Source organism: Sutterella faecalis (genome assembly GCF_006337085.1).
Taxonomy (GTDB): Bacteria; Pseudomonadota; Gammaproteobacteria; order Burkholderiales; family Burkholderiaceae_F; genus Sutterella; species Sutterella faecalis.
On the sequence record NZ_CP040882.1, the window covers coordinates 1,438,102 to 1,453,464 of the forward strand.

At 61.4% G+C, this 15,363-nt stretch carries 14 protein-coding genes; 1 reads left to right on the forward strand and 13 read right to left on the reverse strand.

The window, feature by feature from the left end; translation table 11 throughout:
• Nucleotides 1–80: 80 nt before the first annotated feature.
• The gene (locus FG381_RS05790) at nucleotides 81–866 is read right to left on the reverse strand and encodes an AraC family transcriptional regulator (protein WP_165697845.1); all 786 of its coding nucleotides are present in this window, start codon (nucleotides 864–866) and stop codon (nucleotides 81–83) included.
• Between the two features lie 66 nt (nucleotides 867–932).
• Here FG381_RS05790 and FG381_RS05795 point away from each other — a divergent pair, with 66 nt between their 5' ends.
• Nucleotides 933–2,099, forward strand: coding sequence for an MFS transporter (locus FG381_RS05795; protein WP_226960352.1), 1,167 nt, complete (start codon nucleotides 933–935; stop codon nucleotides 2,097–2,099).
• Between the two features lie 66 nt (nucleotides 2,100–2,165).
• On the opposite strand, the gene FG381_RS05800 is transcribed toward FG381_RS05795, so the two are convergent.
• From FG381_RS05800 to tyrA, 12 genes are all read right to left on the reverse strand, one after another.
• Entirely contained in the window at nucleotides 2,166–2,618 is a 453-nt protein-coding gene (locus tag FG381_RS05800) for a hypothetical protein (protein ID WP_139687946.1), read from the reverse strand.
• Nucleotides 2,619–2,767: 149 nt separating this feature from the next.
• On the reverse strand, nucleotides 2,768–3,976 hold the full coding sequence (gene hflX, locus FG381_RS05805) for a GTPase HflX (protein ID WP_139687947.1): 1,209 nt from the start codon (nucleotides 3,974–3,976) through the stop codon (nucleotides 2,768–2,770).
• A gap of 34 nt (nucleotides 3,977–4,010) precedes the next feature.
• On the reverse strand, nucleotides 4,011–4,271 hold the full coding sequence (gene hfq, locus FG381_RS05810) for an RNA chaperone Hfq (RefSeq protein ID WP_139687948.1): 261 nt from the start codon (nucleotides 4,269–4,271) through the stop codon (nucleotides 4,011–4,013).
• A gap of 760 nt (nucleotides 4,272–5,031) precedes the next feature.
• Nucleotides 5,032–6,378, reverse strand: coding sequence for a ribosome biogenesis GTPase Der (gene der / locus FG381_RS05815; protein WP_139687949.1), 1,347 nt, complete (start codon nucleotides 6,376–6,378; stop codon nucleotides 5,032–5,034).
• 116 nt (nucleotides 6,379–6,494) lie between these two features.
• On the reverse strand, nucleotides 6,495–7,637 hold the full coding sequence (gene bamB, locus FG381_RS05820; RefSeq protein ID WP_139687950.1) for an outer membrane protein assembly factor BamB: 1,143 nt from the start codon (nucleotides 7,635–7,637) through the stop codon (nucleotides 6,495–6,497).
• 215 nt (nucleotides 7,638–7,852) lie between these two features.
• Nucleotides 7,853–8,491 carry a YfgM family protein gene (locus FG381_RS05825; RefSeq protein ID WP_139687951.1) on the reverse strand — a complete coding sequence of 213 codons (639 nt, stop codon included), beginning with the start codon at nucleotides 8,489–8,491 and terminating at the stop codon, nucleotides 7,853–7,855.
• Nucleotides 8,492–8,591: 100 nt separating this feature from the next.
• The gene (gene hisS / locus FG381_RS05830) at nucleotides 8,592–9,878 is read right to left on the reverse strand and encodes a histidine--tRNA ligase (RefSeq protein ID WP_139687952.1); all 1,287 of its coding nucleotides are present in this window, start codon (nucleotides 9,876–9,878) and stop codon (nucleotides 8,592–8,594) included.
• Between the two features lie 156 nt (nucleotides 9,879–10,034).
• The gene (gene ispG, locus FG381_RS05835) at nucleotides 10,035–11,285 is read right to left on the reverse strand and encodes a flavodoxin-dependent (E)-4-hydroxy-3-methylbut-2-enyl-diphosphate synthase (RefSeq protein ID WP_139687953.1); all 1,251 of its coding nucleotides are present in this window, start codon (nucleotides 11,283–11,285) and stop codon (nucleotides 10,035–10,037) included.
• 20 nt (nucleotides 11,286–11,305) lie between these two features.
• The gene (locus tag FG381_RS05840) at nucleotides 11,306–12,394 is read right to left on the reverse strand and encodes a helix-turn-helix domain-containing protein (RefSeq protein ID WP_139687954.1); all 1,089 of its coding nucleotides are present in this window, start codon (nucleotides 12,392–12,394) and stop codon (nucleotides 11,306–11,308) included.
• Nucleotides 12,395–12,426: 32 nt separating this feature from the next.
• Nucleotides 12,427–13,626, reverse strand: a complete 1,200-nt coding sequence (gene rlmN / locus FG381_RS05845; protein ID WP_139687955.1) for a 23S rRNA (adenine(2503)-C(2))-methyltransferase RlmN — start codon at nucleotides 13,624–13,626, stop codon at nucleotides 12,427–12,429.
• On the reverse strand, nucleotides 13,626–14,051 hold the full coding sequence (ndk, locus tag FG381_RS05850; RefSeq protein ID WP_139687956.1) for a nucleoside-diphosphate kinase: 426 nt from the start codon (nucleotides 14,049–14,051) through the stop codon (nucleotides 13,626–13,628). Before ndk ends, rlmN begins: the two co-directional genes overlap by 1 nt.
• Before the next feature lie 188 nt (nucleotides 14,052–14,239).
• Nucleotides 14,240–15,328, reverse strand: coding sequence for a bifunctional chorismate mutase/prephenate dehydrogenase (gene tyrA, locus FG381_RS05855; RefSeq protein WP_139687957.1), 1,089 nt, complete (start codon nucleotides 15,326–15,328; stop codon nucleotides 14,240–14,242).
• Between the last annotated feature and the right edge of the window lie 35 nt (nucleotides 15,329–15,363).

A 15,363-nucleotide genomic window follows, 5' to 3' on the forward strand; every position in this document is an offset into this window, starting at 1 on the left:
GGCAATCCGGAAAAGGACGCTTCTTCCGCTCACGGGAAGAGCGTCCTTTTTATTTGCCGGGACCTCTCAGCGAAAGAGCCTCACGCCCTCCGGGCGCTTTTCTGCATGGCGCCCGGCGTTGTGCCGAAAAGCTTTCGAAACGCCGCCGTGAAGGTTGCCTGGTCCGCATAACCGGCGCCGAAAGCGGCATCCTTGAGCGTTCGTCCGGAGAGAAGAAGATCGAGCGACGCGCAGAGCCTCGCTCGCGCCATCCAGTCGCGCCAGGTCATGCCGAGCGCTCTATTGAATTTCCGGCTGAAGGTTTTGGGCGAGAGCGAAAGGCGCGACGACGCCTCCTCCATCGTCATGCTCCAGAGGCGCCTCGAGAGGATCTCGCTCTGAAGCGGCCCGAAAGCTTCATCGTCCGCGATCGGGAGTGCAGCGCCGAGCTCCTCGGCTTCGACCACCAACCGAAGCACCAGGTTCGTCATGAGAAGCGCCGTAGCCGGAGGAACTTTTTTGGAAAAAAGCGCGCTGAAGAGTTCCCGGATCAGAGGCGTCGCCGCAAGGACGCGTACGCGGTCGTTCAAATGCTTCAGACGGTGCAATGCATCGTCCGAAAAATAGAGGCTCCGCATTTGCGTGTCGGCGAGAAAGGAAATCGAGTGCCTGACGCCAGCTGGAATCCAGAGCGCCTGAAAGGGCGCGATGAGACGTACGGAGTCAGAAGTTCTGACGAGCATGACGCCCTTCTGCGCATAAAGAAGCTGCGCCTCACGGTGACAGTGCTCAGGCCGATCCATGCCCGGCACAAAGTCGCGCGCAAACTCCCGCCAGCCCGAAGAGAGTTCGGGAACTTCATCCATATTGATTGTTCTTTCATCCATATAACCGGATTCTAAACTTTCTGTCCTCAGCACCATTCCAACCAAAAGGCTCAGAGACAATAGATCATGCGGGAGAACTCATCCGCGATGGCCGGAAGCGTCCTGCTTCTCGTAAGCGCCTCGCACTTTCTCAACGACATGCTGCAGTCGATCATTCCGGCTGCGCTGCCGCTCCTCAAGGAAGAAAACAACCTCACGTTCGCCGAGGTCGGCCTCATCACGCTCGTCATTCAATTGACGGCTTCGCTCCTCCAGCCCGTGATCGGGTTTTCGACCGACAGGCGGCCGATGCCGATGGCGCTGCCCTTCGGCATGATGCTCTCCCTCATCGGGCTCCTCTTTCTCGCTTATTCGGGAACGCTTTCTCTGATTCTTTTCTCCGTCGCACTCATCGGCTGCGGATCCGCGGTGTTTCATCCCGAATCCTCGCGCATCGCGCAGGAAGCCTCGGGCGGCAGAAGAGGCCTTGCCCAGGCGATCTTTCAGGTGGGCGGGAACGGCGGCGCCGCGCTCGGACCCATTGCCGCGGCGCTCATCATCATTCCGTACGGCCAGGAAAGCATCGGCTGGTTTGCGCCTGCCGCCGCCCTTGCGGCGATTCTTCTCATCCGGGCTGCGCGATGGAGCAAGCGCAAAGCAGAGACGAAAAAGAGAACAGTTCCGACCGGGCTCTCTCTTACCGACCGCGAGAAGGCCTTCGTCTTCTTCATCCTTTTCGTTCTGATGTTTTCGAAGCAGGTCTACATCTCGAGCCTCAGCAACTTTCTTACCTTCTTCGTCATGGAAAAGTTCAGCCTCGACGCCGCTTCAGCTCAGTACGTGCTCTTTGCTTTTCTTGCCGCCGGCGCGGCAGGGACGCTTTTGGGCGGCCCGATCACGGACCGGTTCGGTCGCCGCAGCGTGATGCTCTTTTCGATTGTCGGGACGGCGCCTTTTGCGCTTTTGATCCCCTATGCGTCGCTCCCGCTTCTCATTCTTCTCGTGATCCTCGCCGCTCTCATCATTTCATCGGCCTTCTCGGCCATTCTGGTGTGCGCGCTTGAGGCGGCTCCCGGCAGAACCGGCGTCGTCTCGGGCGTTTTCTTCGGCCTCTCCTTCGGCCTCGGTGGCATTGCCGCCGCCTTCTTCGGGTGGCTCGCCGACATTGCCGGCATCAAGGAAGTCTTCACGCTCGCCTCTTATCTGCCGCTTCTCGGTCTTACAGCGCTATTTCTGCCGAAGAAAGCGCAGTAAGAAGATCGTGTGATAGTCGGTCGGCCTGCGAATTGAAGAGGACCATTGAGACCGTCTTTCCCTGCGCTATTCGGCGTAGCGCGTCGGCAGCACCGGCGTGCCGGGCAGCATCCGGTTGAGGAGTTCGTTCACTTTCTCTTCCGTATTGATGTACTTCGAAAAGTTGAGCCCGTTCGTCGCATGGTACTTTGCGCTCCCAAGGCGCTTTCCATTCTCGAACCACTCGTACTTAATTGATGCGGTGAAATTCGCCATATCCCACCGGGAAACCGTCTGGCAGGTGAGCACTGCCGTGCAGTCGCCCGTGGCGCCGGCCGGCACCTCGCGCACCGTGAAGCCTTTCTGCCGGAGTGCGTTGAGCGTTGCCGTGTAGGCGACCTTGCGGTCCGAGGCGTCGGGCGTCACGCAGACTTCGCAGGCCGCGACTTCGTGCGGCACCGGAACGACCGACTGTGTCGTGCAGCCCGAGATAAGCAGAAGCGCCGCAGCGCCGAGAAGCACCTTTTCCTTCATTTCCATGACTCCATCGCAATCGTCCGGGATTCACCGATTTACATGCTGAAGACCCATGATACGGGATTGCTTCGGCAGCTCAGGATGCAGAAAGACCATTCGAACACTTCTCTTCCGAACGGTCTTTTTTCAAGTGAGATAGTCGCTTTGCGAACTCAAAGCAGGCTTTCAAGCTCCGCGAGCTCCTCGGCTGCGCTCCTGCGCTTCAGCCTCGGGTCGTCGCGGTCGTTTGCCATCTCGCGCTCCCAGTCCTCGGGCTCGCGGGGAAGGTTCGGGTGATCGTCGCGCCACTTGTGCGCAAATTCCGACACCGCTTCGCGAAGTTCATCAAGCCCCGCCCCCGTCAGCGCGGAAACGAAGACGGCCTTGGGGCGGCCTTCATTGTCGCGGACGATTTCAGGCGCATGCCCCGTCATGTCGATCTTGTTGTAGACAAGAATGGTCGGCACGTCGTCGGCCTTGATGTCGTGGAGTACGGAATTCACTTCCGCGATCTGCTCTTCACGAACCGGAGACGAAGCATCCACCACATGAAGGAGGAGATCGGCATGAACCGTTTCGTCTAGCGTCGACTTGAAGGCTTCAATCAGCTGGTGCGGAAGCCCCCGGATGAAGCCCACCGTATCGGTGGCGACAACCGTTTCCTCGTCGTTCAGCCAGAACTTTCTCGCCGTCGTATCGAGCGTGGCGAAAAGCTGGTCGGCGGCGTAAGACTCTGCGCGCGTCAATTTATTGAAGAGCGTCGACTTTCCGGCATTGGTATAGCCCGCAAGCGACACCGTGATCGAATCGCCTCTCGAGCGGGCGCGGCGCTGGGTGCCGCGCTGACGCGCAAGGCGCTTCAGCTGATCGCGAAGCTGCTTCATCCGAACGCCGATCATGCGGCGGTCGAGTTCGATCTGCTTTTCACCCGGGCCGCCCGTTTTGCCCAAGCCGCCTCTCTGGCGCTCCAGGTGAGTCCACCCGCGAACGAGACGCGTCGAAAGGTGCTCGAGCCGGGCGAGCTCGACCTGCAGACGCCCTTCGCGGCTCTTCGCACGCTGGCGGAAGATGTCGAGAATGAGTTCGGTGCGGTCAAGCACGGGAAGATTGAGCACGCGCTCGATATTGCGTTCCTGCGCGGCAGAAAGCGCAATGTCGAAGACGACGATGTCGGCCCCGGCTTCGCGGGCAAGGTCCCCGAGTTCCTCAATTTTTCCGGAACCAAGGAATGTCGCAGGGTCGGGCTTGTCGCGCTTCGCCTGCATGAGGCCGACGGGCGTCAGGCCGTCCGACGTTGTGAGAAGTCTCAGTTCCTCAGCCGAATCCTGATAAAAGGTGCGGCCGAGCGAAACAACAACGAGGAAAGCGCGCGAGATCTTCACCTCGCGCGTATCGTCAAGCTGAAAGTTTGTCAGATCAGTTCTCCGTCGAAGCCGGCTGGGCAGTCTGCTGCGCGGCGCTCATGGCGACGGCGCGGGAGGGCACAACGGTGCTGATCGCGTGCTTGTAGACCATCTGCGTGAGCGTGTTGCGCAGAATCACAACGTACTGGTCGAAGGACTCGATCTGCCCCTGAAGCTTTATGCCGTTCACGAGATAGATCGAAACCGGAATATGTTCCTTGCGCAGGAGGTTAAGGAAAGGATCCTGCAGAAGCTGAACCTTGTTGTTGGCCATGATGTAGTTTTTCTCCGACACTGCAGCTCGCACAGTGCAGGCCTTATAAGTATTGGCTTTTTGTTATTTTTCAAATTTGTCCGGCAACCAGCTTTAGGTGAACCGCTTTTGGGCGGGTGCGACCGCTCATGTTCGGGGTTCGTCTGAGGAGAGCCGCCTCAGGGTCGCCGCATCCTGCTGCCCTGTTGACTGCGAGAAGCCGCTGATGTCGTTCCGTTTTAGAAGCAGCGCCAACCGCAAAGAGCAGAGTGACAGCGTGCATCTTAACACTGCCTGAGGGTTCATCCCGATTGAAAGCGAGTGACTCGGTTGCAATTTGCAAGCAACCTTTGCCGGAGTGCTCGCTTCAGTGGTCCCTCCTCACGAACCAGAGGCAATTTGAAGGATGCAGACGCTCAATCGGCGCCACAAAAACAACAATTAAACGCAGTTTCTGCTCCAGCGATTCATTCAGGATGCGCCGTCAATATATTCATATAAATCAATATATTAAACACGCATCACGTCATTTGGACGATTTTTATCATGTCGTTCGGCTGCATTTCATTATGTCATTTGGCCGGTTTTTACCTCGTGATTTGGCATTCACGCTGCGCAGCCGGACACAGCGAAAACCGCCCAAAGGCAACTTCTCAGTACCAAGCAGCCCATTTCAAGCCACACAAACCGATAAGAACTCCGCACAGTTGAAAACGCTGCAGGCAGCCCGAACCCGGACTGCCTGCAGCACCATTCATCAACGATCAGGTTGTCTGAAGAATTACTTCTTCTTCGCAATATCCTTCACGTAGGGATTGTCCTTCGTGCGGAATTCAATCCGAAGCGGCGTGCCCGCCAGATTGAAGGCTTCGCGGAAATAGCCTTCGAGGTAGCGGCGGTAGCTTTCGCCGATGTCTTCGAGCGCGTTGCCGTGAATCACGATGACGGGCGGGTTCGAGCCGCCCTGATGCGCATAACGGGGCTTCGGACGGCCGCCGCGGGCGCGCGGGGGCTGCTGGCGCTGCACGGCCTCAAGGAGCGCGCGCGTGAGCTTCGGAGTCGACAGCTTCCGGTAGGCCGCAGCATGCGCCTCGTCCACAGCCTTCATGAGATGGTTGAGGCCGTTTCTCTTCAGAGCTGAGATGCGGATCATGCGCGCCCAGCGCAGGAAGTGGAGCTTGTGCTCGAGCTCAAGGTTGAAGCGTTCGCGCTCGTAGCTGTCAAGGAGATCCCACTTATTGATTGCAACCACGAGGGCGCGGCCCGAGTCGAGGACGTAGCCCGCAATGTGGGCGTCGCCTTCGCTCACGCCTTCCTTGGCGTCGAGAACGAGAATGACGACATTCGAATCCTCGATCGCCTGAAGCGTCTTCACGACGGAAAACTTTTCAACCGCTTCAAAAACGCGGCCCTTCTTTCTGAGGCCCGCCGTATCGACGAGCTCGTAGGGTCGGCCGCCGTATTCAAAGTCCACCTTGATCGCGTCGCGCGTGGTGCCCGGCATGTCGTAGGCAATGACGCGCTCTTCGCCGATGAGCGAATTAATTAAGGTCGACTTGCCTGCATTCGGACGCCCGGCGAGCGTCACCTTGAGGCGCTTCGGAGCATCGGGATCGGGCGCTTCCTCAGGTTCCTCGGGCGGGCACTTTTCGAGCGCGAGCTCAATCACGTCCCGCACGCCCTGGCCGTGCGCGCCCGAGACCAGATAGGGTTCGCCGAGACCGAGCTCGTAGAACTCCGCCTTGGCGGTTTCAGAGAGCCCCTCGGCCTTGTTGACGAGAAGAAATACCGGACGGTCGGCGCGCCGCAGATGCTGCGCAATCCTCTGATCCTGGGGCGTAAGTCCCGCGCGCGCATCGCAGAGAAAGAGCACGCAGTCGGCCTCTTCAATCGCGAGCTCCGCCTGTCCGGCCATCGCCTGGACGATGCCTTCGCTGCGCACGGGCTCAAAGCCGCCCGTATCGATCACGATATAGGGCCTGGAACCCACGCGCCCCTGACCATACTGACGGTCGCGAGTAAGACCGGGAAAATCCGCCACGATGGCGTCTCGGCTGCGGGTGAGCCGATTAAAGAAAGTCGACTTGCCGACATTAGGCCGGCCCACGAGAGCGATGACTGGAAGCATGAGAAAAAAATGGGGTTCAAGAAAATTAAAAAGGCCGCGCCCGGGACGCTATCGACCCAGCGCGGCGCTTCTGGTGGAAGGCGGCTCTGGAATTCCGCCGCCTTCAAGAGGGAGTCTTATTCGCCGCCCTCAACAACGTAGGCCACATCGCCCTCAACCGTCTGGAAGACGGCGCCGTAGCCGTACTGCGCGGCAGGCGTCGTCACGGCGCCCGAAAGACGCGTGCGGCCGACCGCTTCACCCGTTGCCGGGTCGAGGAACGTGATGTTGCCTTCATAGTCGCCGAAAGCGAGCGCCGCGCCCACGCGGATGGGAGCCGATGCACCGCGGTAGAGGAAGCGGTCGTTCACCCACGCCTCGCGCCCGTTCTGGCGGTTGTAGGCGTGAAGCCTCCCGGCATCGTCCACTTCGTAGACGAGGCGTCCGTCGGCCACGGGACCCGTGACGGCGCTCACCGGCGCGTTCCAGACGAGGCGGCCGTTCTGCGTATGCATGCAGACGACGTTCCCCTGGAAGGCGGCGGCGCACATGAGTTCCTGATCCACCCAGGGGCGGCCCACAACGTCGATCAGACGCTCGACTTCGGTAATGCCCTTCGCCTGACCGATCACGGCGTCGAACACCACGCGGCCGTCATTGGGGTTGAGCGCAAGAAGGCGCCCGTTCGCCTGACCGATCAAAACGCCCGCGGGCGACCAGGCCATCTGCGAGAAGTCTCTCAGCGTAAGGGCGGGCGCCTGACCCTGGTAGTGCCAGAGCCTCTGGCCCGTGATGAGATCGAACCCCGTGATGCGGGTGTCCGACGTCTTCACGATCACGCGGCCCGCGCCGACCAGGGGCGGCACCTCGATGTCGGATGAAAGCTTCGCCTCCCAGACGAGCTTCCCTTCGGCATCGAAAACCTGCACCTTGCCCTTGTCGGTGCCGACGGCAACGTGGCTCCCGTCGGTGCCGACGCCGGCCGTAACCTCGCCGTCCGTTTCCGCACGCCAGACTTCATTGCCCGTCTGGCGGTCAAGACGCACGACGCGGCTTTCGCCTGCCGCGTAAACCGCCGTATCGGTGACGGCCGGAGCAAGATTTGCCGCAACCGCATCGCCCACGTTCGTGCGCCACACGACCCGGGCTTCCATCTTTTCCGAGAAGTCGGGATAGTCATGCGGCTCATGCGGGTCCGACGACGAGAAGATGCCGCAGCCGGTAAGCGGAAGCGCGAGGGCAAGGGCTGCCGCGATGGGAAGCAATTTCTGGATGGCCATTTGTGAATCTGAAAAAAAATTTCCTGAGCTGCCGCCTGCGAAGACTTTCGTCTCCCTCGGGTCAGCTTCGTGCCGGAATTCTAAAAGAAAACGCCTTCTTAAAGCGCTCCGGGGAAGCGCCTGAAATAAGGAAGGAGGCGAATGGCCGGCAAAGCGGCCAGTCAGCCTCCTCTTTTTCCGGCCTCCGCGAGCAGTGCTCAGGCGGTTCCGAGCGCTCAGCCTTCCTGCGGGAGGTTGGCGAGCTTCAGTTCAATGACGCGCGCGAGCGCATTCTGATGGTCGGTCGCCTGAGCGGCCTTGGTCCACGCTTCGCGGGCCTTCTTCAGGTCGCCCTTCGCCGCCCAGATGTCGCCTTCGCGGTCGTGGTAGAGACCGAGCTGGCTTGAATCGGGCTTCGCGGCCTCAAGGGTCTTCAAGGCATCGTCGAGCTTCCCTTCATCAAAGAGAACGCCCGCGAGGCGAATGCGTGCGAGCGCATCGTATTCGGGACGGCCCGACTTCTCAATCACCCACTCGAGCTTCGTTTTCGCTTCGGCGAAGTTCCCCGAGTCGAGCGCGACGTTGGCGGCGGAAAGTGCGGCGAGCGGCGCATAGATCGTGGAGCCGTACTCCGTGACGAGACCCGTCGAGAGCGAGCTCACGTTCTTCTGGTCATTCGTCTGCACCGCATGCTGGAGCTGCGCGTACATGCCGGCAGCCTTGGCGGCTTCGTTTCTCTGCCACCAGTTCCAGCCGTTCCAGCCGGCAAACCCGAGGCAGACCACGCAGACGGCAGCGGTAACCGGGGTGCCCCACCGGTCCCACCACGCCTTCATTTGGTCAATGCTCTCCTGCTCTTCCAAGTCGTAAGCCATGGCTCAAACTCTCTTTTATCTCTAATGAAGTGTCGTATCTGAAGAGAAGCGGCGCCCGGGGAACCCGGACTCCCTTCTCTTCACAATTGCGGAATATTTATCAGGCCTTGAGCGCCGCAGCCACGCGGGCGGCAGCCTCATTCACGGGCTCGAGCGCCTGTTCGGCATAGGCATTCGCCCCTGCGCGCAAGGCCTTTATGCCCACCATGCCCTGAGCAAGCTCATCGGCCGTGGCGAAGACGGCAAGCTTCGCGCCCGAGGCGTCCGCCTTCTTCATCTGGCTCTTGATGCTCGCCTCGCCCGGATGCGTGATAACGCGGATGCCGAGGTCGCGCATCTCCTCAGCGAGACGCATCGCAGCAATCTGCGAGTCGCCGCCGTGGTGCAGAACATAGACATCCGTCTGGGTGCGTTCGGGAACGTTCCCCACCTCGCGCATGAGTTCGATCACGCGCTCCATGCCCATGGCGAAGCCCACGCCCGGCGCGGGACGGCCGCCCAGCATTTCAACGAGCGGATCGTAGCGTCCGCCGCCGCAGATCGTGCCCTGCGAACCGAGACGATCCGTGATCCACTCAAAGACCGTGTGGTTGTAGTAGTCGAGACCGCGAACGAGGCGCGGATTAATCGTGTACTCAATGCCGGCCGCGGAAATAAGCTCCTCAAGGCGCGAGAGGAACGCACGGCTTTCGTCTCCGAGGAAGTCGAGAAGCTTCGGCGCGGCGTTGACGAGGTCCTGCATCTCGGGATTCTTCGTATCGAGAATGCGCAGCGGATTCGTGTAGAGGCGGCGCTCCGCATCCTCATCGAGCTCATCCTTATGGGCTTCGAAGTAGGCAATCAGCGCCTCGCGGTGCGCCTGACGCTCGTTCTGGGCGCCCAGCGTATTCATCTCGAGCTTCACCGGACCAATGCCGAGGGCCTTCCACATGCGAGCGAGCATGACGATCATTTCGGCGTCGATGTCCGGACCCGCCATGCCGAGCGCTTCGGCGCCCAGCTGATGGAACTGGCGGTAGCGGCCGCGCTGGGGACGCTCATGGCGGAACATCGGGCCGCAGTACCAGAGGCGCTGCGTGGTTCCGTAAAGGAGGTTGTGCTCATTCACGGCGCGCACGACCGCAGAGGTGCACTCCGGACGGAGCGTGAGCTGGTCGCCGTTCATCGAATCGGTGAAGGAATACATTTCCTTCTCGACGATATCGGTCACTTCGCCCACGCCGCGCGTGAAGACGCGGGTATTTTCAAGAATCGGCGTACGGATTTCCTGATAGCCGTACTCTTCGAGGACGCCCACGCAGGTCTTCTGCACAAACTGCCAGATGGCGGCGTCCTGCGGGAGCATGTCGTTCATGCCCTTGACGCCGGTGAATTTTTCCTTAGCCATTTCGCCTGAGGTTTCTCAACGTATTGGAAGCGCCCCGGACGCCTGAGTGAAAAGCCTCTTCACTGAGGCTTCTCCTTTTGACCGCAGGCGCTTCCCGACAATGAATTCGTGTTTTCGTCCCCCTTTCTGCCCGAAAGCGAGAGACCGGAACCTTCGTTAATGGCGGGTTCCCCAGGTCTCGAAGACGAATTTTTCAATGATATCCTGAAACTGCCGGGCAATGTCCTCGCCCTTCAGAACTCCGGCCTTTTCGCCCCGGATATAAACCGGTGCAACCGGGCTTTCGCCGGAGCCGGGAAGGCTCACGCCGATGTCGGCCTGACGGCTTTCGCCGGGTCCGTTCACCACGCAGCCCATGACGGCGACCTTCATCGATTCCGACCCCGGGCAGAGGCGCCGCCATTCGGGCGCCCGGCGCCTCAGGTAGCGCTGCGTCTCTTCGGCAAGCTTCTGAAAGAGGTCGGACGAGGTCCGACCGCACCCCGGGCAGCTCGTCACCATGGGGGTGAAGGAGCGAAGATCCATCGACTGGAGAATCTCCTGCGCGACGATCACCTCTTCCGTTCTCGGCGCACCCGGAGCGGGCGTCAGGGAAACGCGGATCGTGTCGCCGATCCCTTCTTCAAGCAGGACGGAGAGAGCGGCCGTTGAGGCGACGATCCCCTTGCTTCCGATCCCGGCTTCGGTAAGCCCCAGATGAAGCGCCCAGGAAGAGCGCTTTGCGAGATCGCGATAAAGGGCAATGAGTTCCTGAACCTCGGAAACCTTGCAGGAAAGCACAATGCGGTTGGCCGGGAGCCCGAGGGCTTCCGCGGCCGCTGCCGACTGAACGGCGCTCTCGACCAATGCTTTTCTCAGCACCGCCTGAGGCGTCAGGAGCCCGCCCGACTTCAGGTTTTCGTCCATCAGACGCCCGAGGAGCGCCTGGTCGAGCGACCCGCCGTTCACGCCGATGCGCACGGCCGCACCCCACTTCTTCGCCGCCTCGATCATGAGGGCGAAATTCTCTTCCTGACGCGAACCCTTTCCGACATTGCCCGGATTGATGCGGTACTTCGAGAGCGCGGCCGCGCATTCCGGAATTTCCGTGAGAAGCTTGTGGCCGTTGTAGTGAAAGTCGCCCACGAGCGGAACAAAGATCCCGGCGGCATCAAGCCGCGCACGGATTTCCGGCACCGCACGCGCTGCTTCCGGCGTATTCACCGTGAGGCGAACGAGTTCGGAACCGGCCGAAGCAAGTTCGGAAGCCTGCGCGTAGGTGGCTTCAACATCCGCCGTGGCGGTATTGGTCATCGACTGGACGACGACGGGCCGCCCTCCGCCGATGACCACACGGGTGTCCTTCCAGACGACTTCAACCGGGGTGGTGTAGTGGCGGCGAAGAGCCGTCGTCTCAATAACCGGCATGCTGATCTCTTTCCGAGCCTTTATTCAAGCGTGATGCGGCTGATGCCGTTTCGCGTTTCCTGACGGATGTCGTAGGGCTTGCCGTCGATCGTGAGCGTGAGCGCTCCGGCATTGCCCACGGTGATCCGCGAGCCCTGCGGAATATCCGCCGTTACGGGGGAGCCCGGCTGCATTTCGCGCGCAATGACGTTCCTGCCGTTGGGCGCAATCACCTGCACCCAGCAGGGGCTCGTCACCTCAAAGCGCACGACCCGGATGGGAACGCCAGCGGGAGCCGTCTGGGGAGTCTGAGACGCCGCAGCGGTACTGGCCGCAGGCTGAGTCTGAGGCTGAGTCTGAGGCGCTTGAGCCGGAGTTTCCGGCTGCGCCTGAGCGGCGTTTGCCGGCGCGGCATTCGTCTGGGGAGCAGCCGGAGAAGCCTCGCGCGAAGCCGGAGCATCTGCAGCATTCTCTGCGGACGCTCCATTGGCGCCAGCGGGCGCAGCCTCAACGCTGGCCGACGCATTCTGCGCATCCCCTTCAGTGGCGCCCGACTCAACCTTCTGCGCTTCGCTGCCCGAATGGACGCCCGCAAACTGATCGGTATAGACCGCCCAGATGCCGGCAGAAACGACGGCAACGAGGAGCGCGAGAAGCGCCACCTTGAGGCCGCGATGACGCGGCGTCGAATTGATCACCTCTTCTCTTGACGGGTCGTGAAGCGGGATCTGGCCGTGCTCGGCCGCACCTCCGCGCCGGCCGTAGCGGTTCATGTAGTCTTCGGCGAGCGCCTGCGGGTCGAGGCCGAGCGAATGGGCGCACCCGCGGATGAAGGCGCGGACGTAGACGGGTTCAGGCAAGGCCGAAACGTCTTCCTCTTCGAGCGCGCGAACCTGCGCGACCGAGAGGCGGCTTCTCACGGCCATGTCTCCGAGCGATATCCCCTGAGCTTCACGGGCCGCGCGAAGCATGGCGCCGAACCCCTGAGGAGCGGCCGCAGCCGGAGCAGCTTCGGAAGCTTCCGACGCCGTCGTCTCTCGAGGTTCATCTGCCGGAGCAAAGGTGGGCTCCACCGCCTTGGGCGCGGCATCAGCGCCGCCCTTCGTATTCGAATTGAATTCGTCTGCCATGGGTGAGCCTCCCACCGGTTTAAATGTTGGTTTCAGTTCCCGCGCTTTGCGCCGGACTTCTGAAGAATGACCGCCGCTTCCGCCTTCTGCTGGATGAGGCGCTCGGCGCGCCGGGTGCGGTCGCGCACCTCGCCCGCGAGCTGACCGCAGGCCGCGTCGATGTCGTCGCCGCGCGTCTTGCGGATCGTCGTCACGTAGCCCGCCTCATTCAGGCGCCGGCAGAACGCGAGCACGCGCTCGCGGTCGGGCTTCTCAAGGTCGGACTGCGGGAAGGGATTGAAGGGGATCAGATTGAATTTGCAGGGCACCTCTTCGCGGCGCACGAGCTTCACGAGCTCGTCGGCCTCGCGGAGGCTGTCGTTGATGCCGCCCAGCATCACGTATTCGAACGTGATGAAGTCGCGCGGCGCGACCCTGAGGTACCGCCGGCAGGCGGCCATCAGATCAGCGAGCGGGTGCTTGCGGTTGACGGGCATCAGCTTGTCGCGAAGTTCATCCGTCGCGGCATGCAGACTCACCGCAAGCGCCACGGGAGCGGCTTCGGCGAGCTTGTCCATCTGGCGCACAAGCCCCGAGGTGGACACGGTGACGCGGCGGCGGGACAGCCCGTATCCGTCGTCGTCCAGGAATATTTTCAGCGCGCGGATGACGTTCTCAAGGTTCTGCAGGGGCTCGCCCATGCCCATGAGCACCACATTGCTGATCACGCGGTCGTTGGGATCGGTGATGCCGCGGTCGCGGCGCAGCTCGCGCTCAGCCCACCAGAGCTGACCCACGATTTCCGATGTGGTGAGATTGCGGTTGAAGCCCTGTTTTCCGGTCGAGCAGAAGAGGCACCCCATGGCGCATCCGGCCTGCGAGGAAATGCAGAGCGTCCCGCGGTCATCCTCGGGAATAAAAACTGACTCGACAGCGTTGCCGCTGCCGACGTCGAAAAGCCACTTGCGCGTGCCGTCGGCCGACTTCTTTTCATGAATCGGCTGGGGCGAGCGGACCTCCGCCATGCGAATGAGCTTCGCGCGGAAGGTCTTCGCGAGATCGGTCATATCCTCGAAGTTGTCTGCGAGGTGGCGATGAATCCAGCGGGTGAGCTGGCGTGCGCGGAAGGGCTTTTCGCCGATTTCCGCGCACCATGCCTTGAGACCGTCCGCGTCGAAATCAAGCAGATTGACCTTCGGCGACTCCTCGCGGATGTCGCCCGAAGGTTGCTTAACGGGCGTCTCGTCAGACATTAGCGGCTGTGAATCGCGAGCGTCGGGAAGAAGTAGGCGATTTCGACGGCAGCCGTTTCCGGAGCGTCGGAGCCGTGAACGGCGTTGGCGTCGATGCTTTCAGCAAAGTCGGCGCGGATGGTGCCGGGGGCGGCCTTTTTCGGATCCGTGGCGCCCATGAGCTCACGGTTCTTGAGGATGGCGCCTTCGCCTTCGAGGACCTGGATCATGACGGGGCCGGAGGTCATGAAGGAGACGAGATCCTTGAAGAAGGGACGTTCGCGGTGAACGGCGTAGAAGCCTTCGGCTTCGGCCTGGGAGAGCTGGCGCATCTGGGCGGCGACGATCTTGAGGCCGTTCGTTTCAAAGCGGGAGTAGATCTTGCCGATCACGTTCTTAGCAACGGCGTCCGGCTTGATGATGGAGAGAGTGCGCTCAATAGCCATTTTTTTCTCTTCTGGTAGGAAATTGGTGTTAGGGGAAGATGATGAACCCTTCTTTTCCGCATGAGGACATGAAAGGAGGAAAGGCCTTCCTGCGCTCAGGCGGGACCGGGCCCATTTCATCAGGCATGCGATTCTATCACGTGGTTTTGCCGAAACTTTTTCGCCCCTGCGACATCAATTGCGAAGAACTATTTCCGAGCGCGCTCGGCCTGAATGAGATTGAGCATCCGGCCGCTCTCCTTCATGAACTGCCCCGCGTAGTCGCCGAAATAGGCGCGCGCCGCCATGAAGCGCCGGATGAACTCCTCCCGGTCGCGGCCGGCAATGACGAGGAGTTCGGGCCAGAGGTTTTCCACATACTGGCGGATCAGATCCGCGTTTCTCGGACTCGCGAGAATGATGTCGGCGTAGAGATGCGGATCCTGCGCAAAGAGGCGCCCCACCATCTCAAGCTCAAGCCGGTAGATGGGAGAGGAGAGTTCGAGAATCTGCCGGATGTCGGGATGAATCTTTGCGAGAAAGGTCCCGTAGGCATAGGTCGTAAAGTGCCGCAGCGCCTGAATGATCGACATGGCGCGGTCGTGCTCTTCGGCCGACACCTCAACCACCCGAGCGCCCCAGATGCGGATCTGCTCGAGAAGAGGTTCCGCCGCCCCGTTGTCGCGGCCGGGCGCAAAGACAAAAACCTGGCCCGTGAAGCCAGCCACATCGGGCCCGAACATCGGGTGAAGCCCCGCCACGGGCCCGGGGTGAGCAGCAAGCATGGCGTGAACGGGCTCGGTCTTGACGGAGGTGACGTCGCAAAGGAGCGCGTCGGCCGGAATCCGGCCTGCGAGCTGCCTGATCACGGGCACCGTCACGTCGATCGGCACCGACACGATCACGGTGCCGGCGCCGGAGAGAATGTCGTCGGCGCGGTCCCAGTCGCCGCGCTCGAGAATCCGCACGGGCCAGCCCGACCGTTCGAAATGGCTTTTAAGCTGCCGGCCCATGCCGCCCGAGCCGCCCACAATGACGACGGGCTTCGGCTGCGGAACGGAAGAAGGAAAGGCTTCGGCCTTCCCGCGCTTTGCCGCTTCCCTTGAAATCCGCCCGAGAATGTCCTCAAAAAGCCCCGGAGGGAGTCCGGCCTCATCTGCCGCGCCGTGAGGCTGCCCAGCTTCCCCGGCCGCCTCGCGCCCGAGCGATGAAGCGAGCTCAAGGCGCTCGGCAATCAGCCGTGCGAGCGCTGCGTCCGTTTTCTCAAGCTTCAGGCGGATCTCTTCAGAATGCTCCATCAGTGTCCTCATCGGGGTGCTTTCGGGCAGGATCC

Bases quoted from the DNA above. Each gene is read 5' to 3' on its own strand.
- rlmN (WP_139687955.1), bottom strand. From the start codon at position 13,626: ATGTCTGACGAGACGCCCGTTAAGCAACCTTCGGGCGACATCCGCGAG.
- hisS (WP_139687952.1), bottom strand. From the start codon at position 9,878: ATGGCTAAGGAAAAATTCACCGGCGTCAAGGGCATGAACGACATGCTC.
- bamB (WP_139687950.1), bottom strand. From the start codon at position 7,637: ATGGCCATCCAGAAATTGCTTCCCATCGCGGCAGCCCTTGCCCTCGCG.
- der (WP_139687949.1), bottom strand. From the start codon at position 6,378: ATGCTTCCAGTCATCGCTCTCGTGGGCCGGCCTAATGTCGGCAAGTCG.
- ndk (WP_139687956.1), bottom strand. From the start codon at position 14,051: ATGGCTATTGAGCGCACTCTCTCCATCATCAAGCCGGACGCCGTTGCT.
- hfq (WP_139687948.1), bottom strand. From the start codon at position 4,271: ATGGCCAACAACAAGGTTCAGCTTCTGCAGGATCCTTTCCTTAACCTC.
- FG381_RS05800 (WP_139687946.1), bottom strand. From the start codon at position 2,618: ATGGAAATGAAGGAAAAGGTGCTTCTCGGCGCTGCGGCGCTTCTGCTT.
- FG381_RS05790 (WP_165697845.1), bottom strand. From the start codon at position 866: ATGGATGAAAGAACAATCAATATGGATGAAGTTCCCGAACTCTCTTCG.
- FG381_RS05840 (WP_139687954.1), bottom strand. From the start codon at position 12,394: ATGGCAGACGAATTCAATTCGAATACGAAGGGCGGCGCTGATGCCGCG.
- FG381_RS05795 (WP_226960352.1), top strand. From the start codon at position 933: ATGCGGGAGAACTCATCCGCGATGGCCGGAAGCGTCCTGCTTCTCGTA.
- ispG (WP_139687953.1), bottom strand. From the start codon at position 11,285: ATGCCGGTTATTGAGACGACGGCTCTTCGCCGCCACTACACCACCCCG.
- tyrA (WP_139687957.1), bottom strand. From the start codon at position 15,328: ATGGAGCATTCTGAAGAGATCCGCCTGAAGCTTGAGAAAACGGACGCA.
- FG381_RS05825 (WP_139687951.1), bottom strand. From the start codon at position 8,491: ATGGCTTACGACTTGGAAGAGCAGGAGAGCATTGACCAAATGAAGGCG.